Source organism: Pseudomonas frederiksbergensis, from assembly GCF_000802155.2.
Taxonomy (GTDB): domain Bacteria; phylum Pseudomonadota; class Gammaproteobacteria; order Pseudomonadales; family Pseudomonadaceae; genus Aquipseudomonas; species Aquipseudomonas frederiksbergensis_A.
This window is the reverse complement of sequence record NZ_JQGJ02000014.1, coordinates 72,492-91,955: the sequence shown is the minus strand read 5'-3', so window position 1 is coordinate 91,955 and position 19,464 is coordinate 72,492. Positions and strand designations below refer to the sequence as shown.

General features: G+C 60.7%; 21 protein-coding genes, 1 tRNA gene and 1 pseudogene. 5 read left to right on the top strand and 18 right to left on the bottom strand.

Annotated elements, in window-relative coordinates:
- Positions 1–10: 10 nt before the first annotated feature.
- The 10 genes from JZ00_RS22090 to JZ00_RS22045 all read right to left on the bottom strand — a co-directional run bounded on the left by JZ00_RS22090 (position 11) and on the right by JZ00_RS22045 (position 10,114).
- Complete coding sequence (locus JZ00_RS22090; RefSeq protein WP_039593337.1) at positions 11–1,240, bottom strand: hypothetical protein; 1,230 nt, start codon at positions 1,238–1,240, stop codon at positions 11–13.
- A 30-nt stretch (positions 1,241–1,270) separates the two neighbouring features.
- A complete protein-coding gene (locus tag JZ00_RS22085; RefSeq protein ID WP_039593336.1) occupies positions 1,271–1,720 on the bottom strand; it encodes a YcgN family cysteine cluster protein in 450 nt (149 codons plus the stop codon).
- Positions 1,721–1,870: 150 nt separating this feature from the next.
- Positions 1,871–2,803 carry a D-2-hydroxyacid dehydrogenase gene (locus JZ00_RS22080; protein WP_039593335.1) on the bottom strand — a complete coding sequence of 311 codons (933 nt, stop codon included), beginning with the start codon at positions 2,801–2,803 and terminating at the stop codon, positions 1,871–1,873.
- Between the two features lie 122 nt (positions 2,804–2,925).
- Complete coding sequence (locus tag JZ00_RS22075; protein WP_039593334.1) at positions 2,926–3,219, bottom strand: YcgL domain-containing protein; 294 nt, start codon at positions 3,217–3,219, stop codon at positions 2,926–2,928.
- Positions 3,216–4,349, bottom strand: coding sequence for a ribonuclease D (gene rnd / locus JZ00_RS22070; protein WP_039593333.1), 1,134 nt, complete (start codon positions 4,347–4,349; stop codon positions 3,216–3,218). The genes JZ00_RS22075 and rnd overlap by 4 nt, the downstream gene beginning before the upstream one ends.
- A 121-nt stretch (positions 4,350–4,470) precedes the next feature.
- Complete coding sequence (locus JZ00_RS22065; protein WP_039593332.1) at positions 4,471–5,112, bottom strand: class I SAM-dependent methyltransferase; 642 nt, start codon at positions 5,110–5,112, stop codon at positions 4,471–4,473.
- 68 nt (positions 5,113–5,180) lie between these two features.
- Positions 5,181–6,833, bottom strand: a complete 1,653-nt coding sequence (locus tag JZ00_RS22060) for a phosphoethanolamine transferase (RefSeq protein ID WP_039593331.1) — start codon at positions 6,831–6,833, stop codon at positions 5,181–5,183.
- Between the two features lie 164 nt (positions 6,834–6,997).
- Positions 6,998–8,365, bottom strand: coding sequence for a glutamine synthetase family protein (locus JZ00_RS22055; protein WP_162488975.1), 1,368 nt, complete (start codon positions 8,363–8,365; stop codon positions 6,998–7,000).
- A gap of 378 nt (positions 8,366–8,743) precedes the next feature.
- Positions 8,744–9,109, bottom strand: coding sequence for a 5-carboxymethyl-2-hydroxymuconate Delta-isomerase (locus JZ00_RS22050; protein ID WP_039593329.1), 366 nt, complete (start codon positions 9,107–9,109; stop codon positions 8,744–8,746).
- Between the two features lie 69 nt (positions 9,110–9,178).
- Positions 9,179–10,114 carry a LysR substrate-binding domain-containing protein gene (locus tag JZ00_RS22045; protein ID WP_039593328.1) on the bottom strand — a complete coding sequence of 312 codons (936 nt, stop codon included), beginning with the start codon at positions 10,112–10,114 and terminating at the stop codon, positions 9,179–9,181.
- Between the two features lie 164 nt (positions 10,115–10,278).
- On the opposite strand from JZ00_RS22045, the gene JZ00_RS22040 reads away from it, so the two are divergent.
- From JZ00_RS22040 to JZ00_RS22030, 3 genes are all read left to right on the top strand, one after another.
- Positions 10,279–10,470, top strand: a complete 192-nt coding sequence (locus JZ00_RS22040; RefSeq protein WP_039593327.1) for a YegP family protein — start codon at positions 10,279–10,281, stop codon at positions 10,468–10,470.
- Positions 10,471–10,532: 62 nt separating this feature from the next.
- Positions 10,533–11,339: an AraC family transcriptional regulator gene (locus JZ00_RS22035; protein WP_039593326.1), complete on the top strand. Its 807-nt coding sequence runs from the start codon at positions 10,533–10,535 to the stop codon at positions 11,337–11,339.
- A gap of 103 nt (positions 11,340–11,442) precedes the next feature.
- Positions 11,443–11,811, top strand: coding sequence for a cupin domain-containing protein (locus JZ00_RS22030; RefSeq protein WP_039593325.1), 369 nt, complete (start codon positions 11,443–11,445; stop codon positions 11,809–11,811).
- Positions 11,812–11,822: 11 nt separating this feature from the next.
- Here the strand turns inward: JZ00_RS22030 and JZ00_RS22025 are convergent, their stop codons facing one another.
- The 3 genes and pseudogenes from JZ00_RS22025 to JZ00_RS32040 all read right to left on the bottom strand — a co-directional run.
- A complete protein-coding gene (locus JZ00_RS22025) occupies positions 11,823–12,569 on the bottom strand; it encodes a phytanoyl-CoA dioxygenase family protein (protein WP_039593324.1) in 747 nt (248 codons plus the stop codon).
- 13 nt (positions 12,570–12,582) lie between these two features.
- The gene (locus JZ00_RS32045; RefSeq protein WP_412177688.1) at positions 12,583–13,362 is read right to left on the bottom strand and encodes a methyl-accepting chemotaxis protein; all 780 of its coding nucleotides are present in this window, start codon (positions 13,360–13,362) and stop codon (positions 12,583–12,585) included.
- 78 nt (positions 13,363–13,440) lie between these two features.
- Positions 13,441–14,217: pseudogene (locus JZ00_RS32040) on the bottom strand (MCP four helix bundle domain-containing protein); the annotation flags it as partial.
- A gap of 428 nt (positions 14,218–14,645) precedes the next feature.
- On the opposite strand from JZ00_RS32040, the gene JZ00_RS31260 reads away from it, so the two are divergent.
- Positions 14,646–14,783, top strand: coding sequence for a hypothetical protein (locus tag JZ00_RS31260; RefSeq protein ID WP_196304753.1), 138 nt, complete (start codon positions 14,646–14,648; stop codon positions 14,781–14,783).
- Between the two features lie 106 nt (positions 14,784–14,889).
- Here the strand turns inward: JZ00_RS31260 and JZ00_RS22015 are convergent.
- The 5 genes from JZ00_RS22015 to dapA form a co-directional block, all read right to left on the bottom strand.
- Positions 14,890–14,979 (bottom strand) — tRNA-Ser (locus tag JZ00_RS22015).
- Positions 14,980–15,062: 83 nt separating this feature from the next.
- Positions 15,063–15,776, bottom strand: a complete 714-nt coding sequence (gene purC / locus JZ00_RS22010) for a phosphoribosylaminoimidazolesuccinocarboxamide synthase (RefSeq protein WP_030141208.1) — start codon at positions 15,774–15,776, stop codon at positions 15,063–15,065.
- Between the two features lie 28 nt (positions 15,777–15,804).
- Complete coding sequence (locus JZ00_RS22005) at positions 15,805–16,563, bottom strand: MBL fold metallo-hydrolase (RefSeq protein ID WP_039593322.1); 759 nt, start codon at positions 16,561–16,563, stop codon at positions 15,805–15,807.
- 4 nt (positions 16,564–16,567) lie between these two features.
- A complete protein-coding gene (gene bamC, locus JZ00_RS22000) occupies positions 16,568–17,683 on the bottom strand; it encodes an outer membrane protein assembly factor BamC (RefSeq protein WP_039593321.1) in 1,116 nt (371 codons plus the stop codon).
- A 17-nt stretch (positions 17,684–17,700) separates the two neighbouring features.
- Positions 17,701–18,579 carry a 4-hydroxy-tetrahydrodipicolinate synthase gene (dapA, locus tag JZ00_RS21995; protein ID WP_039593320.1) on the bottom strand — a complete coding sequence of 293 codons (879 nt, stop codon included), beginning with the start codon at positions 18,577–18,579 and terminating at the stop codon, positions 17,701–17,703.
- A gap of 315 nt (positions 18,580–18,894) precedes the next feature.
- Here dapA and JZ00_RS21990 point away from each other — a divergent pair, with 315 nt between their 5' ends.
- Positions 18,895–19,455, top strand: a complete 561-nt coding sequence (locus tag JZ00_RS21990; RefSeq protein ID WP_003184325.1) for a glycine cleavage system transcriptional repressor — start codon at positions 18,895–18,897, stop codon at positions 19,453–19,455.
- Positions 19,456–19,464: the final 9 nt, after the last annotated feature.

The following is a 19,464-nucleotide window of genomic DNA, read 5'->3' as shown; positions in this document are numbered from 1 at the left end:
GAAAACTGTATTACTGAAGCAACCGCGTATCCAGAACACTGGAGCCCCCACCGAGGATGCTCTCGCTGAGCTGCACGAACTCCGCGGTATCCACCGTCTCCAGCCGCATCGCCCCTTGCAGCACATCATCGAGCGAGCGCTTGTTGCGGGTCTTCAGGCGAATCTCCCGGTCAAGCTCCTGCAATAGCAACACCGCCCTGGACACCATCGCCGGGCTCACCTGCTCGCCGCGCAAAGTGCTGACGCCCTTGCTGTCACGGGCGAGTCGATCGTTCAAGGCCTGATAACGCTCGTCGCTCATGCCGCCAGCGCGGCGCAGCAGTTCGATGGCGTAGTACTCGTTGAGCCCTTCGCTGATCCAATCACTGCGATCATCGTCGTTGATGCGCGCCAGCACTTGCATCAGTTCGCGCAGCAAAGGACTGCTGCCCCGTTCGCTGACCAGCGCTGGGCGGCTGTGCAGATAGATCGATTCGCGACCGCCCTTCGCGCCACGCCACAACGGATCGCCGGCGCCGACAATCAGCAACTTGGCGGGATGGCGCGGCACCACCGCCTGCACCTGCGGCCAGACAAAGGTCAGCAGCGTCAGGACATCCATCCTGCGCATGCCCTGGCCCTTGGGCGAAGCCACCGTCACATCAGTTTCGCCCAGGCGCGTGCGGCGACTGCCAAGCTTGCCTGCAAGCATCCAACCCGTAGGTCGGTCGAACAGGCGCGAGGGATTATCGATACGAAAACGTTGCTTGCCGATACGCGGCCAGGCCGTCTCGATGCTTTGCCAGCCGCTCGGCAATTCGAACGCCAGGCGAGAAACCAACTCCACGCCGTCCTGCTGATCCAGCTTCGCCGGCGGTACCAGGTCATCACCTCGCAGCAGCGCCCAGCCGGGGGTCATGCGGGTTTCGAAGGCACCGTTCTTGCGCGACTCGCTCAGGCGCACGCGGTACGTCAGGCTGGCCTTGTCGGCAGCCGGACGCCAAACGCCGCGTGATGCCTGGCCAGGCGTGAACTGCCATTGACCGTCGGCCTTGAAGTCGCTGTAGCGCCCGTCGTCGCCGAGGTCGAAATCCAGGCTTCGCACCGCCGAGCCCCGGGCCAAGGTGAGGCGCACCTCGGCCTGGTCGCTCTGCGGCAACAAGTGCACGTGATAATCCAGATCGACTTTCTGCGCCGCCCACAACGGTCCGCACATCACCAGCAGCCCCACCGCCAGTACCTGTTTAAATCCTGCAGCCATGGGCATTCCCCGTGATGCGATGTCTTTGGTTCAGCCAGCGCGGAAAATCAAATGATCTTCCCAGTCGTCTTCAGCCACGCTGCCTTCGGCCAGCATGCGCCCGGACTGGGAGATGCGTTCGTGATGCACGGCATCCCGGTCGCCACAGACCAAGTGATGCCACAACGGCAAATCCTTGCCCTCGCTGACCAGGCGATAACCGCAGGTCGGCGGCAGCCACTTGAACTGATCGGCCTTGCCAGGCGTGAGCTGGATGCAATCGGGGACGAAGTCGCGGCGGTTGGGGTAGTCGGTGCACTGGCAGGTTTTCAGGTCCAGCAGTTTGCAGGCGATGCGTGTGTAGTAGACGGTGTTGTCGTCTTCGTCTTCGAGCTTTTGCAGGCAGCAAAGGCCACAGCCGTCGCACAGCGATTCCCACTCCTGCGGATCGAGCTGATCGAGGGTTTTGCGTATCCAGAACGGTTCGACTTTGGCGGCCATGGCTCGAGCATCAACATCACGTGGTGAAAAGGCCGACAGTCTAGTGCCGGGGCCTCTTGAGGCCAAGCGTCGGCGACTGTCGGTAGCAGGGACTTGTCAGGCCACGAAGCCCGCGCCACGGTGGCTCATAGGCCCAGAGTAACTTTGAGCTTAGTAGCCTCGGGCGAAATCCACTTCCCCACGCAGCGCCTCACCGGCCTGGTAGGCGCGCACGTTCTCCAGGAACAACTGCACCATCATCGGCGGCGAGGTCGGTGCCGAACTGTGGCCGGTCAACAGCAGCCCCCAGGCCGTCCAGAACGGATGCCGCTGTGGCAACGGCTCCTGGCGACACACGTCGATGACCGCACCGGCCAGATGCCCTTCCTTCAAGGCTTGCACCAGGTCTGCGTCGACCACGGCCACGCCACGGCCGACATTGATAAACAACCCGGTGGGCTTGAATCGCTTGAACAGCGCGGCGTCGTAGATGTCATGGGTGTCCGGGGTATTCGGCAGCAGGTTGATCACGTAGTCCGCTTCGCCCACCAGCCGTGGCAAGTCAGCCAGCGCACCGACTTCGATGAACGGCGCCAACTCACGGGCTTCGCTGGCGATGCCATACAAATGCACGCCAAACGGCATCAGGAATTGCGCCACGCGCTGGCCGATATCGCCGGTCCCGACGATCAACACCTTGCGCCCCGCCAGGCTTTGCCCCTGGCGGTTGTCCCACTTGCGCTCCACCTGGCTGACCAGTCGCGCCAGGACTTCGCGTTCATGCCCGAGCATATAGGTGAGGACATATTCGGCCATCACCTGGCCAAAGATGCCGACTGCGCGGGTCAGGCGATAATCGCGATTCAAGCCCTCTGCCAAGAGCGGCGTGATGCCCGCCCAGGTCGATTGCAACCAACGGGGCTGGTGCCCTTGACGCAATAGCGTCGCCAAGAGATCAGGCTGGCCGAGCCAGACCGGGCAGTCGGAGGCGAGCCGCGACAGTTCGGCAGAGTCGCCGCTGGTCAGCACCTCGATATCGGGTGCAGCCTGGCGCAGGAGCTGGGCATAAACCGCGTGGTCGTGTTCGGCAATCAGAACGCGCATGAATCAAACCTTTCAAAAACAGTACAGACGACCGCTGACAGAGTATCGCTCCATCCTTGCGGCCTATCGCCAATAATCATTTTTCATTTCAAGGGGCGCCTGGACAGGCGCCCCGCGCATTGTCAGACCGGATCGTTGCGTCGCAGCAACTCTTCAGGCAGATGCTCGATGTACTCGTCTTCGGCCGGCGGCATTTGCAGGTGATAGCCCTGGGTATCGAGATTCTCCAGCACCTTGGCGATGTCCTCACGGGACAACTGGCGCTCCGGGCTCAGCACCAGGTCGAACGCGTGGATAGCCTTGCCAAAGGCCGCCATCAACGGCTCCGGCACACGGGCCAACGCGTCGCTCTTGAGCACATACAGGTACATCTCGTTTTTCTTCGAGCTTCGATAAATGGAGCAGATACGTTTCAAGGCTGTTCTCCGGCGGTGGCCAGGCTGTCGAGCAACGCCTGGCCCATCAACTCGCGACGCCAGCCACGCAGCGAGTCGGGCAATTGGTAGGGACCTTCTGGGAAGCCGCTCTTGATCAAGGCTTCGAGGGTCTTCTTGCGCAGCATCAGTTCCGGGGCAACGCCCAGGCGCTCGGCTTCAGCCTGCCCCAGCGCCTTGAGGCGCTTGAGCAGCGCCGAGGCCTCGATGGGCAACGGTTCGGCCACGGCGGGTGGCCACTGCTCCGGCGGCACGCTGCCGGCGCGCTTGATCAGGTCCAGCAGGAACTCACCGTCCTGACGTACGGTACGCGGGTGCATGTCTTCGATTTTCGCCAGCGCGCCGAGGTTATCCGGTTGGGTGCGGGCCAAGGGCCATAGCGAATGCTCGCGGATAATCCGGTTGCGCGGCAAATCCCGAGCCCGCGCTTCGCGCTCGCGCCAGGCACACAGTTCGCGTAGCACGGCCAATTGCGCACGGGACAGTTTCCAGGCCAGCTTGGCCTCGCGGTAGACCTCATAGGGGTCCACTTCGCGGCGCAAGTTGGCGACCAGTTCGGCGCCATCTTCCAGCACCCAGGCGTACTTGTCCTCGGAAAGCTTCGGGCGCAGTTCTACGAACACTTCAGCCAGGTGCACCGCGTCCTCCGCGGCGTAGCTGATCTGTGTCTCGGACAAGGGGCGCTGCAACCAGTCGGAACGCGTCTCGCCCTTGGGCAACTCGATGCCCAGCACTTCCTGCACCAACCGCGAATACCCCATGGAAAAACCCAGGTTCAGGTAGGCGGCGGCCAGTTGGGTGTCAAACAGCGGCGCAGGCAGGCTGCCGGTCAGGCGTAGCAGGACTTCGAGATCTTCGCTGCAGGCGTGCAATACCTTGAGCACCGCCGGGTTCTCCAGCAGCGCGGCCAAGGGTTGCCAATTGTCGATGGTCAAGGGGTCGATCAGGTATGCACTTTTGCCATCGCCAATCTGCAGCAAGCCGGCGATGGGATAAAAGGTGTCGACCCGCATGAATTCGGTGTCGAGGGCGACGAACGGCAACTGTTGCCATTCGGCGCAAAACCGAGCGAGGCTATCGTTGTCGCGAATCCAGTGAATATCGATGGCCACACGGCTCTCCCTTGAAGAATGGCGCGCAGTATATATCGCCGTCGGCGATTGCGAGCATCTACGGAGCAAGAGCTTGAGAGAAATCGCCTACGCAATCGCAAGAATAGTCCTACATCGAAAATTAACTGACCTTACGTAGTACATAAACCCGTTTCACGGCAAAACCAGGAAGGAAATCCTGATACCACAGGATGGAGAAACCGGCCTGCAGGAACTCCGCCTCGACGTCGCTCCTGTCAGCCAGGACTTGGCGCGGCGCTTGGCCGATGTTGAATTGCCCTTCGATCCGGACCGACACGATCACTGTGTCGCGACTGACCCGATGAAACTCTCGCAACAGGGCCAGGCGATGTTCGCGGGCCTTGATGTGCAGAAACAATTGCAGACAGAAAATGCAATCCACCGCATTGCCCGACAACCCAAGGGTAAACGCCGAGCTGGGGAAGGTCTTGACCCGCTTGAGCAATGCGCCAGGGTGATGGCTGCGGGCATGATCGAGCGTGTCCGGCGAGGGGGCCGCCGCGAGGATGACCCGGTTGGCATGTTCGGCCAGCACAGGCCAGAACCGCCCCGCCCCGCACGCGACATCCAGCACCAGCCCCGGCTCACCGGCGACTTTCATGGCGTTGCGCACCAGCTGTTCGTCACGCCAGAAGGTCAGGCGCAAACGGCGCGGCACTGGCTGGCGGCAGATCTGCGCATGCTCCTGCTCATGCAGCCTGGCGAATTCAAGCTCGACGGTGGATGGGGGTTGCCCGGACATACTCACAGCTCATGCACGAAGGTTGGGCAACAGGTTAAACAATGCCGCGTGAAAAAAAGGTGTAGGAATCATTCCCGGGCAAGTACACCGTCGATCACCGCGCTTCGGCACCCGGCAAACATATCGAGGTCCTGGTTGTAGACCTTGCTGTTGACCTCCAGCAGCCCAAGCATTGAATGGAACAGATTGTCCTGGCTCAGGGGCTTGTCCCGGCTCAACTGCAGGCAATGGGTGTCGACCGCAAAGGACTTCTGGTAGCTGTCGGAGAACCACGCCAGCATCGCCACATGCTTCTGTTGCTCCGGCGCGAGCATGTAGGGCGTGCCGTGGAGGAACAGGTTGTATTCGCCCAAGGACTCGCCATGGTCCGACAGGTACAGCATGGCGGTATCAACCTTGTCCTGGTTGGCCCGCAGCAGATCGATCAGCGTCGACAACACGTGATCGGTGTACACCAACGTATTGTCGTAGCCGTTGACGATGCTCTCCCGGCTGCAATTGTTCAACGCGTTGCTCTCGCATACCGGGGTGAAATGCTCGTATTCCTTGGGGTAGCGCTTGAAATATTCCGGCCCGTGACTGCCCATCTGGTGCAATACCAGCACAGTGTCCTTGTCCAGGGTGTCGATGAAGTGCTGCAAGCCCTGGAGCAGGATTTCATCGCGGCACTCGCTGTTGGCGCACAGCGTCGGGTCCTTGAGATTGCTCACGTCCTGCACGGTGACCCGGTCGCAGGTGCCTTTGCAACCGGACTGATTGTCACGCCAGATCACGTCCAGCCCGGCGCGCTTGAGCACATCGAGCAGGCCCTCTTCGTTCTTGGCCGTACTCGCGTCGTAATTCTTGCGCCCCATGTTGGAAAACATGCATGGCACTGACACGGCGGTTTCGGTGCCGCAGGAATGCACGGCGGTGAATGCGATCAGGCCGGCCTCTTTGTCCAGTTGCGGCGTGGTATCGCGGTTATAGCCAAGAATGCCGAAATTCTCGGCCCGGGCGCTCTCGCCCACGACCAGCACGGTGAGGGATTTTCGAGAATGGGTCTGCCAGGCCGGGTTTCGGCTCGCATCCTCGCCCAAGGCAATGAACGGCTGCTTGGCCGATGCGACCTGCTCGCGCACATAGCCGATCGAAGCGCCGATGTAATTGCTCGGGACGAGCATCAAGTGCAACTCATGATGATTGCGAAACAGCGACGCCAAGCCCTGGTAGTTGATCAGCGCCACCCCGCCGAGTACCGCAGCCGTGACCATGGCGACAATAAGCTTACTTAACAACTCTGTGGGCCAGCGACGATAGTTTATGGGTGTCTTTAATAACAACCAGGCTGGCAGCACACCCAACAGGAGCAAATAGGCAAACAACTTAAACGACAAAAGGTCACGAACTTCCGTGGCATTGGTTTCGGCGAAGTTGCGCAACATGCCGGCGTCGATCAACACGCCGTATTGGTCCATGAAATACGCGACGCCCGCGCTGATCAAGAACAGCGTCATCAACACTGGCTTGAGCAGCGGACGGAAAGCCAACAGCGTGAGCACCAGGTTGAACGCGCAGAACACCATCACGCCAAAGGCCAGGCACAGCAAGACACCGTGACCATCCGATGATGCCGTGATAGTGGACAGGTGCTGCCACAGGACCAGATTGAAACCCACCAGCAAAAAGGCACTGGCAACCAGCGTCACCCACTCGGGGCGCACGGCTTTAATAGTCAGCATGATGGACGGAAACTTCCTGAAAGTTGCTCTTTGAAAAGAAGACGCCGTAGGCAAATGTGAAAAAATCATTTCTCTACGGCAACACAAACTTTAGGCAGCCCACCATCAATTTTTCGTGAAAAAGTTGCGCTTAAATAATTATTTAAACAGCAACCTGAATATCTTCAGGCCTGGTTCAGGTACCAACGCCAATCCTGCTCGCCGACTTCACCCATGAACTGGCGATATTCGGCGTGCTTCACCGCCAGGTACACACCGAGGAACGCCTCGCCAAAAGCGTCCCGCGCCCACGTTGAAGTCTCCAGGGCGCGCAAGGTGGTGAGCCAGTCGGTGGGCAGTAACTGGGCGGCCTGGGCGTAGCCGTTGCCTTCGACAGGCGCACCGGGATCACGCCGCTCCCGGATGCCGCGATGGATGCCAGCCAATATTGCCGCCGCGGCCAGGTAGGGATTGGCATCGGCGCCGCAGATACGATGCTCGATGTGCCGCGACGACGCCGGGCCGCCAGGCACCCGCAGGCTGACGGTGCGATTGTCCACGCCCCAGGTCGCCGCCAGCGGGGCGTAGCTGTTGCTTTGAAAACGACGGTAGGAGTTGGCGTTCGGACAAAACATCAATAGCGAGTCCAGCAGCGTTTCGAGCATTCCGCCTACCGCTTGACGCAATAACGGCGTGCCATCGGCAGCTTCACTGGCGAACAGATTATTGCCTTCCCGATCCGCGAGGCTGACGTGCATGTGCAGGCCGGATCCCGCCAGGTGCTCGAACGGCTTGGCCATGAAACACGCCGCCATCCCGTGTCTATGGGCCACGCCCTTGACCAGTCGCTTGTAGCGCACCGCTTCATCCATGGCTTGCAGGGCGTCGGAGCGGTGTTCAAGCGTGATCTCCACCTGCCCCGGTGCGTATTCCGAAATGGCGGTCCGAGCGGGAATACCCTGTAGCCTGCATGCCGCGTAGAGGTCTGCAAGGAAGGGCTCGATCTGCTCCAGCTCACGCAAACCGTAGACCTGGGTATGGCGAGGCCTGTTGCCGTCGGCGTCCCGCGCCGGCTGTGGTCGGCCCTCGCTGTCGCGCTGTGCATCCAACAGATAGAACTCCAGCTCAGCCGCCATTACCGGGTAATAACCGTCCGCCTGCAAGCCTTCGATGACGCGGCTGAGCAGGTAGCGGGGATCGGCGATGACCGCCGGCATGCCCTCCCGGGGATGCATGGCGACTTGCACCGCGGCAGTCGGGATCAGCCGCCAGGGCATGCGTTGCAAGCTGCCATCCAACGGGTAGGCCCGGCAATCGATGTCGCCGACGTCCCAGACCAGGCCGGAGTTTTCCACATCGTCTCCATTGATGGTCAGCCCCAGAATCGTACTGGGCAGTGGCCGGCCACTTTGATAGACCGCGAGTAATTCGTCCCGATGCAGCCACTTGCCCCGGGGCACGCCGTTGTTGTCGACAATAAACAGTTCGAACAGCTCGATATCCGGGTTTTCCGTCAGGAACGCCTGGGCCTGTTGCTCGGATGCAAAAGACAGATTCATGGGAACGCTCGTATATTCATGTCGGACGGGCGACCAGGCGCCGTCAGCCTGTGCTCGCCAACGACGAGCACGGTTCAAGGATCAACAGGAAATACAAAGGTCTGGAGGGCGCGCATGACGACAATGCCAGAGCGCCCAAAACGCCAATTCACAAGGCAGCGCGCAAGATGATGGGGCCACGGCAGGTGCGTGCCCGCCGGCCGGACCGTTGGCGGCGAGTGGCGGGTATGCAGGGCCTGCGGGCCAACCGTCCATAGGGATATCACAGCAAGTATTCGGTCGAAGCGTCACACGACGCCGTGTACCGTTAAATCATCATTTAGCGGAGTCTGGATCAACACCCGCTAAACAATTGTCCCCGTCCCACCCGACTTAAACGCCGATAGCGGCCTTGGCATAAGGGACGCGGTCAATATCCAGCAGCTCCACGCACAACTGCACGCTGACCCCAGCGGGCCATGGGCCCAGGTCCTGAAGCACGGCCAGCAGGCTGTCGGCCAGCTGCTTTTTGATTTCCGGCGAACGCCCGCTGAGCAAGGCCAGTTTCACGTGCAGGAAGCCCCGCTCTCCCATGCCGGTCCCGACGCGGAATGTCTCGAGCTTCACGGCCCGGCTCTTGATGTCGAACTCCGCAGCGAACTGCCCGGATGCCACCAGCGCATTGTTCAAGCGCAACAGCGCGACGTCGGCATTCAGCTCGGTCAGGTTGGCGGTGTACTCCATGTGCAGGTGGGGCATGCGTTCGACTCCGATTCGAAAATGTACTGTTGGAATGGGTTTGCGCAACCATACCGCGACTTGGTGCGTTCAGGCAGGTTTTGTTTCTTGCGCCAGAGGCGTCCGCTCGCTCATGAACGCCTCCAACCGCGACCTCAGCCACCGCTCGGCCGGGTCGTTGTCGACGTGGCTCAGCCAAACCATGGACAAATCCACGGTCGGCGTCTCGAAGGGGAAGGGTTCACAGAACAATTGGCCGGAAGCGGCCATGGCCGTGGCGGTGTAGTCCGGCAGGCTGGCGATCAGATCAGTGCCGGCCAGCAACGCCGGCAAGGCGCTGTACTGTGGCACCGACAACACCACGTGGCGTTTGCGGCCGATTTCCGCCAGCCATTCGTCAGCCAGGCCGGCAATGTTGGCCGTATGGGAAACCAGAACCTGTGGCCGCGCGCAGTATTCATCCAGGGTCAGCGGTGTGTCCGAGGCATCGGCCCGCAGCACACGGGCCCGGATGTGCCGCAGCAGCTTGCGCTTGGCATTGGCGGGCAGCCCTCGGGTCTGGCTGATGCCGACCGTAATGTCCCCCGAGGCAAGCAAGTCGGGAATGCGCCAGTAATCGACATGCTGGACCACGAACACGACGTTGGGCGCTTCCTGGCGCAGGCTGCGCAACAGCGGCGGCAGCAGGCCGAATTCCACGTCGTCCGACAGGCCGATGCGGAATGTCATGGTGCTGCTGGCTGGGTCGAAATCATGGGTCAGGCTCAGCGCCACCGACAGCGAGTCCAGTGCCGGCGACAGGTGCTGGATGATTTCCTCGGCCCGCGCCGTCGGCTCCATGCGGTGCCCGACGCGGATGAACAACGGGTCGTTGAACATCGCCCTGAGGCGATTGAGGGCCGAGCTGATGGTCGGTTGGCCGAGGAACAGCTTTTCTGCAGCCCGCGTCACGTTACGCTCAAGCATCAACGTTTCGAAAACCACCATCAGGTTGATGTCGGCCTTGCGCAATTCGTTGCGGTTCATCCATTGCTCCTGGTTCCAGTCGGTGTGGCAGGCCCTGCAATTTTCTGAAATATCTCACAATCATTGGAAACGTATTGCCAATAGCGAAAATTATCAGCTTGGCTAGGCTTGCGACGACATGTACAGAACATGTCCTGAATAAATAAATCGCATGGAGCGAACCGATGTATTTTGAAATCTACCGACAGACCCGAGGCACCCCAAGCACCGGACAAGGCCAATGGCGCTGGCGCTTGAGGGCCGGCAATCACGAAACTATCGCCAGCGGTGAATCCTACGTGAACAAGGCTGATTGCCTGCACGTCATCGGGTTGATCAAGAGCGCGCACGGCGAGACACCTGTAAAAGAAATCTGAAGCCGTCCACGGGCCGACCATCCTGAAGTATCGTATGCAGCGAACAGCGAGAGGTCGCGCCCATGACTCAACCCGATAACCGTAGCGACTGGCTGGTGCGTGCGCCTGAATCGGGGAAACTGGAGCGCATCGAGGCCTATTTCAGTGGTCACGGCTACAGCGCCCACCGGCATGACACCTACGCCATCGGCTTTACGCTTTCCGGCGTCCAGAGCTTCAACTACCGGCACAGCAAACGTCATAGCCAGCCCGGTGGAACCATCGTGTTGCACCCCGATGAGGTTCATGACGGCGAAGCAGGCACCAGCGACGGCTTTCATTACCGGATGTCCTACATCGAGCCCTCCCTGATCCAACAAGTGCTGGGTGGCAGGCCATTGCCCTTCATCGAGGGCGGGCTGTCGAACGATCCCCGGCTCAACATTGCGACCCGCAGATTGCTGAATACGCTGGAGCATCGTCTCGATCCGCTGGAGGAAGACGACGCCATCTATGATGTGGCCCAGGCGCTCGCTGTCGCGGCGGGTCGTCGACGCGGACGCCGGCTGCTGGACTACCCCGCCGCTGAGCGTGCGCGCCTGTTTATTCATGACACCCTTGGCCAACCCATCACCCTGGATGACCTGGTCGAGGCCAGCGGTCGGGATCGGTGGAGCCTGTCACGGGATTTCCGCGCCCTGTACGGCACCAGCCCCTATCGCTACATCACCCAACGCCGATTGAACGAAGCCCGGCGCCTGGTATTGCATGGCCTGCCGTTGAGCGAAGCAGCCCTGGCCTGTGGTTTTTTCGACCAGAGCCACATGACCCGACTGCACACCCAAGCCTTCGGCATTTCGCCGGCGCGCTGGTTGAAAATGCTGCGCTGAAGCCCATGGGTCACCCTGCAAAAGCTGCACGATCATCCAATACCCGCCCCGCCCCGGGCCGTAACGTAGCGCTCATCTTTTTCCAGTTGAGGAGCGTGCCCCGATGAATCAGTACTCCCCCATTAACTTCGCTCAAAAATACGCGTTGTTCCACGAGCAGTGGGCGCCAAAGGTTGTCGCAGAAATGAACGACTACCAATTCAAGATCGCCCGGCTCGAAGGTGATTTCATCTGGCACACCCACGCCGATACCGATGAAACCTTCATCGTGCTGGACGGTGAGCTGCGTATCGACTTTCGCGACGGCGCCGTCATGATTGGCCCGGGCGAGATGTACGTGGTCAAGAAAGGCGTCGAGCACAAACCCAGTGCCGAGCGGGAAGTGAAACTCTTGTTGATCGAGCCTCGCGGCGTCATCAATACCGGTGAAGAAACCAACGAGCGAACGGCGGTCAATGACGTCTGGATCTGAGCGCGCCTGGCTCAGTCGTACTCCGCCTCCTGATGATCACCAAGCAGCCGTCGCTGGCGAGGCGTCGCGGCGGCGAGTACCACGGGATTGAACTGCCAGTGCAGATAGGGCGAGAACTTCTGCGCAATCATTCGCCGGCCATAGTGCACCTGGAGCATGTACCGCGTGCGGTCGGCGGTCCGGTTGTCACTGCCGGCGTGCCACAACTCGCTGCGCATAACCAGCACATCGCCCGCCCTGCATAATACTGGCTGCGCCGAACGCCCTTGCCAGTGTGTTTCACCCGCCACGGGTGCGCGGCCCGCCTTGTGGCTGCCGGGTATCACCCGTGTCGGACTCAGGTCGGCGTCGATGTCATCGAGGTAAAACTGTGCGGTGAACACCTGCATCGGCAGTTCGAAACCGGGGTCGGCCAACAGCGCCGGCGGCAGCTCCATCGGCAGGTAATCCAGATGCAGTGGAGCGCCGACAAACCCGGGATGACAGCGCCAGGCCGTCTGCCCGATGATGTGGCAATCGTCACCCAAAGCCGCTTCGGCGAGCTCGATCACGCCGCTCACTTCCAAATACGGCAACCAGAACGGATCCCGGTTGAACACGCATTTGTAATGATCTATGACGCCGCTGTAATCCCAGTGCTGGGGTTTCAGCACGTCGATAGCGCGACGCAGGTCGGCGATCTGCCCGGCATCCAACACACCGGGCATCAGGACAAAACCGTCCTGATGCAGGGCTCGCAGAAGGTCGTCAATCGCCACGACACCACCTGTCTCAGGTGCGGAAGCGGCCGGTCAGCTCTGCGAGGTTTCTCGACAGATTGGAAAGCTGCTGGCTGGCGTGCATGCTCTGGGCAGAATTGGCGGCCGCCTCGTTGGACAGGTCGCGGATATCAGAAATGTTGCGGGCTATTTCTTCAGTGACGCTGCTCTGTTCCTCACAGGCATTGGCAATCTGCGCGGCCATGTCGTTGATCCGCTGGATCGAACCGCCGGTACCGCTGAGTACCTGGTCGACACCCGCTGCGCGTTCGACACTGTCGCGGGCCTTGCTGCTGCCCACGTGCATGGCTTGTACAGCCTTGGCGACACCGCTCTGCAAGCGCTCGATGCGAACCTGGATGTCCTTGGTGGAGTCCTGGGTGCGGGCCGCAAGCGCCCTCACCTCATCGGCCACCACGGCAAAACCACGGCCCTGTTCACCGGCCCGCGCCGCTTCGATGGCAGCGTTCAGCGCCAACAGGTTGGTTTGTTCGGCAATGCCACGGATCACCTCAAGCACGGCGCCGATACTGGACGTTTCCTGGGCCAATGCCTCGATCGTGCCCGAAGCGCTCTCCACTTCCTGGGCCAACTGGCGGATCGACTCGATGGTGCTACTGACCACCTCGGCGCCGTCACGAGACTGGCTGCTCGCCTGTTGCGCGGCATCCGAAGCGCTCACCGCGTTATGCGCCACTTCATGCACCGCCGCGCTCATCTGGGTGGCGGCGGTACTGACCTGGTCGAGCGCCGCGTGCTCGCTGCTGATCAGCCGATCGTTGGTCGCGGCCATATCGGCCATGGCCCGCGCTGCGGAATCCACCTCTGCGGTGACCCGCCCAACCTCGGCGATCAACGGTTGCAGTTTGTCGAGAAAACGGTTGAAGGCCCCGCTGAGCTGGCCCAGCTCATCGGCCGAACGTACCTCGAGGCGGCCTTTCAGATCGCCACCACCCTCGGCAATCTGCTCGACGCGATGCAGCAGCCGGCGCATCGGGCTCAACACCACCATAGGCAGGGCAACCAGCACAAGGATGCAACCGAACAGGCCGACCAGCAGAATCATGCCCTGGTGCACCCCGACCGCCTCGCCGTTTTCAATCGCCGCATCGCCTTCGCGGTGGGACGCTGCATCTTCCAGCTCACCCAACTTGTCGATGGAGTCACGCATGGTTTCGAACAGGCGCTCACTGTCACCAAAGCTCAGCGCGCTGGCCCCCTGCGGATCGCCTACCGACAGTTCGAGGACCCGCCGCGACACCTGCATCCATTTGCCGAAGCTGTCATTGAACTGACTGACCAATGCCTGCGCCTCGGCACCAGGTTGCATTGCGGCATATTGCTGCACGCGGTCATAGGCCTGCTTCGCATTCTCGCCATGACTGGCGCTCAGCGCTTTCAAATGCTCATCGGCATGACCATCCAGCAGGCTGCGCTCGGCGACGAAAGCCTGATAAAGATCGCGGTCGGCATTGAGCAACAGACTGATCGCCGGCAGATAACGTTTGGTCAATTGCGTGCTGGATTCAGTCACCTGACTGATGCCGCGCATCCCCGCTCCCCCCATCAAGACCAGCAACACAGCCAGGAAGGCTATCGGCAGAGTGATTTTCCAGCGAAAGCCCAAGTCGGCGAAGAACCGCAGCATGGTGTCATTCCTTACACGGGGGGATTACCTGCCTATCGGCAGCCTTGTCTTGAGCTATAGACCATTAGTCTGATTGTCACAAAGGTTTTGGTGTGAAGGGCTGGGGTTATTCAGGGTGCGGAGGGAGTTGAGCTGGATAAAACGTATCGGGTTGACGCCGTATCGTCGGGGAATCTTCTGACATTTTTCCGCTGATGCCGATCAGCTAATCGACGCAAGCCCCTGTGGCGAGGGGAATTTAGCGAAACGTCGCACCGCCCCGCGGGGCTGCGAAGCAGCCCTAAAGCCAGACCCGGGTATGTCTGATTGATTTGGGTTAACGCTGGGATCGCTTCGCAGCACAACGGGGATGGATCCATGGCGCTGGACCCTGGCCTTCCAGTTTGCCCGCACTCTATTAATCACACCTCGGAGACTCCGATGGTCCCATGAAAAAAGCCAAAAAGACGCCCAAAAAAAACGCTCCAAATGAGCTGACATTTCTTGATGTTCGGCAAGCCGCACGTGATGGTCAGAAAGTGTTCGATAAACTTGTAATCACGGGCAAGCTTCCTATCAACTGGTGAAGATGTCACCTCAGCCAGCCTGCTCGAACCGACCTGAACCAAACGCCAGAAACGAAAAAGCCCCTGAAATGTTCAACCATTTCAGGGGCTTAGTCATACACAATAATGGCGGAGAGATAGGGATTTGAACCCTAGGTACTGTTGCCAGTACAACGGATTTCGAATCCGTCCCGTTCGGCCACTCCGGCATCTCTCCAGTGGCGCGCATCATACCAGCACATTCGCCGGAAGCGAACCCCCGAGCGAAATTTTTTCCGTGCTATCAGATGCTTGCGTCGATTACAGCGGTACACCCAGGCGCTGGGCGACTTCTTCGTAGGCTTCGATGACGTCACCGAGGCCTTGGCGGAAGCGGTCCTTGTCCATCTTCTTCTTGGTGTCCTTGTCCCAGAGGCGGCAACCGTCCGGGCTGAATTCGTCGCCCAGGACGATGGAGCCGTCGCTGAAGACGCCGAACTCAAGCTTGAAGTCCACCAGCAGCAGGCCGGCGTCATCGAACAGCTTGGTCAGCACGTCGTTGACCTTGAGGGACAACTCCTTCATGCGGGCCAGTTGCTCGGCGGTGCCCCAACCGAACGCCACGACGTGGGATTCGTTGATGAACGGATCGCCCTTGGCGTCGTCCTTCAGGAACAGTTCGAAGGTATACGGGTTGAGCTTCATGCCCTCTTCCACGCCCAGGCGCTTGACCAGGCTGCCGGCGGCGTAGTTACGCACGACGCACTCGACCGGGATCATGTCCAGCTTCTTGACCAGGCACTCGTTGTCGCCCAGCAGCTTGTCGAACTGGGTCGGCACGCCGGCGGCTTCGAGCTTCTGCATGATGAAGGCGTTGAACTTGTTGTTCACCATACCCTTGCGGTCGAGTTGTTCAATGCGCTTGCCGTCGAACGCCGAGGTGTCGTTGCGAAACAGCAGGATCAAGCGGTCAGCGTCGTCGGTCTTGTAAACCGATTTGGCTTTGCCGCGGTAGAGTTCTTCACGTTTTTCCATGATGGGCTCCGCTTGCTAAGTAGATGGGCTAGGCGATATGTCGCCAGTCGAGCCCTGAATCTTGATCGGCCAATTGCAGCCAGTCCGGGTCGCACCCGAGGGTGTCGACAAAACATTGCCGGGCCAGCTGCGGCAGGTTGTTCTTGCTGCTCAGATGGGCCAGGACCAGGTGTTGCAGGCCTTGCCAGCCCAACTCGGCCACCAGGAACGCTGCCTGGTGGTTGTTCAAATGTCCGTGCTCCCCGCCGACCCGCTGCTTGAGGAAGTACGGGTAGTAACCACGGGCCAGCATGTCACGGCAGTGATTGGACTCGATCATCAACGCATCGAGGTCCCGGTAACTGTCCATCACCCTGTCGCAGTACGATCCCAGGTCGGTCAACAAGCCAAAGCGCCGCTCGCCGTCGCTGAACACATACTGCGTCGGCTCACGGGCATCGTGGGCCACGCTGACTACGCTGATATCCAGGCCACCGATGCGCAGTTGCTCGCCACCTGCCACGAAACCGGCTGGCTCGATGGGCTTGCGCAGGCCTTCAAACGTGCCACGGCTCAGATACACCGGCAGATTGTAGCGCCGAGACAGCAAACCCACGCCATGCACGTGGTCGGCATGTTCGTGGGTCACCAATATCGCGCTCAGTTGCGCCGGGTGTACACCCAGGCGCAACAGGCGCTTCTCGGTTTCGCGCAGGGAGAAACCACAATCGACCAGTACGTAGGTTCCAGCACTGGCTATCAGCGTGCCGTTCCCCTGGCTACCGCTGCCGAGAACGGCAAAACGCATCGGATCAGCCCAGGTTGTCCTGAATCACGCCCAACACCTTGCGAGCCACATCGGCCGGCGCCACGGTGTTGATGTTTTTCTCGACGGTGACCTGGACGTTGTCGCCGACCTTGCTCAGGCGAACCTGGTAGCGCTCGGCGCGGGCTTCGATTTCTTCCTTGTCCGGCGCGCTGCCGAACAGGCCACTGAAGAAGCCAGGTTTCTCGTCTTTCTTCTCGGCTTTTTCGGCCAGGTTGATGTAGTACAGGCCCAGGCTGCGGTTGATGTCTTCAACGCGCCATTCGCCCTGCTCAAGCGCACGCCCCACGCTCGACCAGGCGCGGTCGAGGTCCGAGCCGACGTTGAGCACCGGGTTGCCGCTGCCGTCTTCGCTCAGGCTGACGCGGCTTGGCGTGTCGTAGTCGCGGGTGGCGAGCATCGACACCGAACCACCCTGTTCGGCGGTACGGCTCATGCTGGCAAGCATGTCGTCCACCAGCGCAGCGTCGAGACCGGTATTGACCGAACGATTGGTGAAGGCCACGTCGGCAGTGCTGCCGGCGGGACGCTCGGCGCTGACGACGTAGATTTCACTGGTGTTGCGCTGCACGCCCGGCTCGATCCGCACGCGCACGCGGGTTTCGCTGTCGGCTGCAACACCGGCGGCGCTCAGGCGCTTGGCCATGGCGGCGGACAGTTCATCGGAGCGCTGCCAGGTGGTGGTGAACTCGCCGGTTTGCGGGCGCTGTTCGTCCAGGCGGAAACCGTTGTCCTCGAAGAACTGGATCGCTACAGGCCAGACTTCGGCCGGTGGATGCTGGCCCATGACCCAGCTGGAATCGCCGCTCTTCTGCAGGGTGTAATCACTGGCATCGGCCACGGCCGACAGCGGCTGCGGACGCGGGACAATGTATTCACCCTTGACGCTGTCGTCGGCGACGTTGCGCGGGATCGGCAACAGCGGATCCAGGCGCTTGGCGACGCTGACGTCCGGCGGCAATTGCATCGGGGCAGTCTGTTGCGCTTCGAGGTAGTCGCTACCACGGTCGCGGAAGTAACCTTCCGGTCCCCAGATCCATCCGCAGCCACTGGTGCTGGAGATAATCAAGGCAAGTGCGGAAAGTCCGGCCATTCGCTTCATGCGTTGTACTTCCTCAATTAAACCAGGACGCCGGACTGGCGCATGGCCTGCCGCAGCGGTTCGTGACAGGGGGTGCTCAGCCAGGTCAGTGGCAGGCGAATGCCTTCGTGCATCAGGCCCATTTCGACCAGGGCAAACTTCACCGGGATCGGGTTGGCTTCGATGAACAGGTCCTTGTGCAGCGGCATCAATTTTTCGTTGATCGCCCGTGCGGTCTCGGCATCGCCCTTGAGCGCGGCCTCGCACAGGTCGGCCATTTCGCGCGGCGCGACGTTGGCGGTGACGGAGATGTTGCCCTTGCCGCCCAGCAGGATCAGCTCGACGGCGGTAGGATCATCGCCGGACAGCACGATGAAATCCTTGCTCACGCCATCGATAATGGCCTTGGCACGCTTCAGGTCGCCGGTGGCTTCCTTGATGCCGATGATGTTCGGCACGGTGGACAGGCGGATCACGGTCTCGGCCTGCATGTCGCAGGAGGTGCGGCCGGGAACGTTATAGAGGATCTGCGGGATGTCGACCGCTTCGGCAATGTGCTTGAAGTGCTGGTACAAGCCTTCCTGGGTCGGCTTGTTGTAGTACGGAACGACCAGCAGGCACGCATCGGCCCCGGCTTCCTTGGCATTGCGGGTCAGCTCGACGGCCTCGCGGGTCGAGTTCGCGCCGGTACCGGCGATGACGGGGATGCGCCCGTTGACCTGCTTGACTACGGCGCGGATGACTTCGATATGCTCGTTGACATCGAGGGTTGCCGACTCGCCGGTGGTGCCGACGGCAACGATGGCATGGGTGCCGTTTTCAAGGTGGAAGTCCACGAGTTTGCTGAGGCTGGCCCAGTCAAGACGCCCTTGTGCATCCATGGGTGTGACCAGTGCCACCATACTGCCCGCAATCATGAAACCGCTCCTGCCGGAAAAAGAGAGCCGTAATGGTACTGGCGCCAAGATGCTTGTACAAGCGAACTCCCATTCCCCTTGGCGATGGTTTTCGCTACCCTTCAGGCTTTGATCGGTACCGATAAGCTCATACGCCGGTCCCCAGCCTCCGCTTTCGTCGCTACAAGCCCCGATCCTGCGTGTGTCCCGGTGTATTCGCGTTGCTTTGCAACGCAGCACATCCACAAGACGAAGGGCTTGAATCGTTCGGTTTCCCAGGGCTGGCACCGCAACGAGCTGAAACGTACCGACCGCTCATCGCTTTAGGAATGCTGCATGTCCACCCCCACAGTCCGCGAACAATTCCTTGTTATCAGTGCCCTTGGCGCCAACCCCATGGAGCTGACTAACGTCCTGTGCCGCGCCAGCCATGAGAATCGCTGCGCCGTCGTGACGTCACGCCTGACCCGTCATGGCGAGTGCAGCGCGCTCGTGCTGGAAATCTCCGGCAGTTGGGACGCCCTGGCCCGCCTCGAGGGCAGCCTGCCCGTGCTGGCCAAGAAACACGCGTTCACCGTCAACGTGGTACGCAGCGCCGCCTTGGAGAATCGTCCCCAGGCCCTGCCCTACGTGGCTTATGTGAGTTCGGCCTACCGCCCGGACATCATCAACGAGTTGTGCCAGTTCTTCATGGACCATCACGTCGAACTGGAAAACCTGACCTGCGATACCTACCAGGCCCCGCAGACCGGCGGCACCATGCTCAACGCCACGTTCACCGTGACATTGCCGGCCGGCACCCAGATCAGTTGGCTGCGCGATCAGTTCCTGGATTTCGCCGACGCGATGAACCTGGATGCCTTGATCGAACCGTGGCGCCCACAAAACCCAATGTAAGGAAGCGTT

What these genes read in the sequence shown, in the direction of transcription:
- JZ00_RS22090 (WP_039593337.1), bottom strand. Translation starts at nt 1,240, where the DNA reads ATGGCTGCAGGATTTAAACAGGTACTGGCGGTGGGGCTGCTGGTGATG.
- JZ00_RS22085 (WP_039593336.1), bottom strand. Translation starts at nt 1,720, where the DNA reads ATGGCCGCCAAAGTCGAACCGTTCTGGATACGCAAAACCCTCGATCAG.
- JZ00_RS22080 (WP_039593335.1), bottom strand. Translation starts at nt 2,803, where the DNA reads ATGCGCGTTCTGATTGCCGAACACGACCACGCGGTTTATGCCCAGCTC.
- JZ00_RS22065 (WP_039593332.1), bottom strand. Translation starts at nt 5,112, where the DNA reads ATGTCCGGGCAACCCCCATCCACCGTCGAGCTTGAATTCGCCAGGCTG.
- JZ00_RS22060 (WP_039593331.1), bottom strand. Translation starts at nt 6,833, where the DNA reads ATGCTGACTATTAAAGCCGTGCGCCCCGAGTGGGTGACGCTGGTTGCC.
- JZ00_RS22050 (WP_039593329.1), bottom strand. Translation starts at nt 9,109, where the DNA reads ATGCCCCACCTGCACATGGAGTACACCGCCAACCTGACCGAGCTGAAT.
- JZ00_RS22045 (WP_039593328.1), bottom strand. Translation starts at nt 10,114, where the DNA reads ATGAACCGCAACGAATTGCGCAAGGCCGACATCAACCTGATGGTGGTT.
- JZ00_RS22040 (WP_039593327.1), top strand. Translation starts at nt 10,279, where the DNA reads ATGTATTTTGAAATCTACCGACAGACCCGAGGCACCCCAAGCACCGGA.
- JZ00_RS22035 (WP_039593326.1), top strand. Translation starts at nt 10,533, where the DNA reads ATGACTCAACCCGATAACCGTAGCGACTGGCTGGTGCGTGCGCCTGAA.
- JZ00_RS22030 (WP_039593325.1), top strand. Translation starts at nt 11,443, where the DNA reads ATGAATCAGTACTCCCCCATTAACTTCGCTCAAAAATACGCGTTGTTC.
- JZ00_RS32045 (WP_412177688.1), bottom strand. Translation starts at nt 13,362, where the DNA reads ATGGCCGCGACCAACGATCGGCTGATCAGCAGCGAGCACGCGGCGCTC.
- JZ00_RS31260 (WP_196304753.1), top strand. Translation starts at nt 14,646, where the DNA reads ATGAAAAAAGCCAAAAAGACGCCCAAAAAAAACGCTCCAAATGAGCTG.
- purC (WP_030141208.1), bottom strand. Translation starts at nt 15,776, where the DNA reads ATGGAAAAACGTGAAGAACTCTACCGCGGCAAAGCCAAATCGGTTTAC.
- JZ00_RS22005 (WP_039593322.1), bottom strand. Translation starts at nt 16,563, where the DNA reads ATGCGTTTTGCCGTTCTCGGCAGCGGTAGCCAGGGGAACGGCACGCTG.
- bamC (WP_039593321.1), bottom strand. Translation starts at nt 17,683, where the DNA reads ATGAAGCGAATGGCCGGACTTTCCGCACTTGCCTTGATTATCTCCAGC.
- dapA (WP_039593320.1), bottom strand. Translation starts at nt 18,579, where the DNA reads ATGATTGCGGGCAGTATGGTGGCACTGGTCACACCCATGGATGCACAA.
- JZ00_RS21990 (WP_003184325.1), top strand. Translation starts at nt 18,895, where the DNA reads ATGTCCACCCCCACAGTCCGCGAACAATTCCTTGTTATCAGTGCCCTT.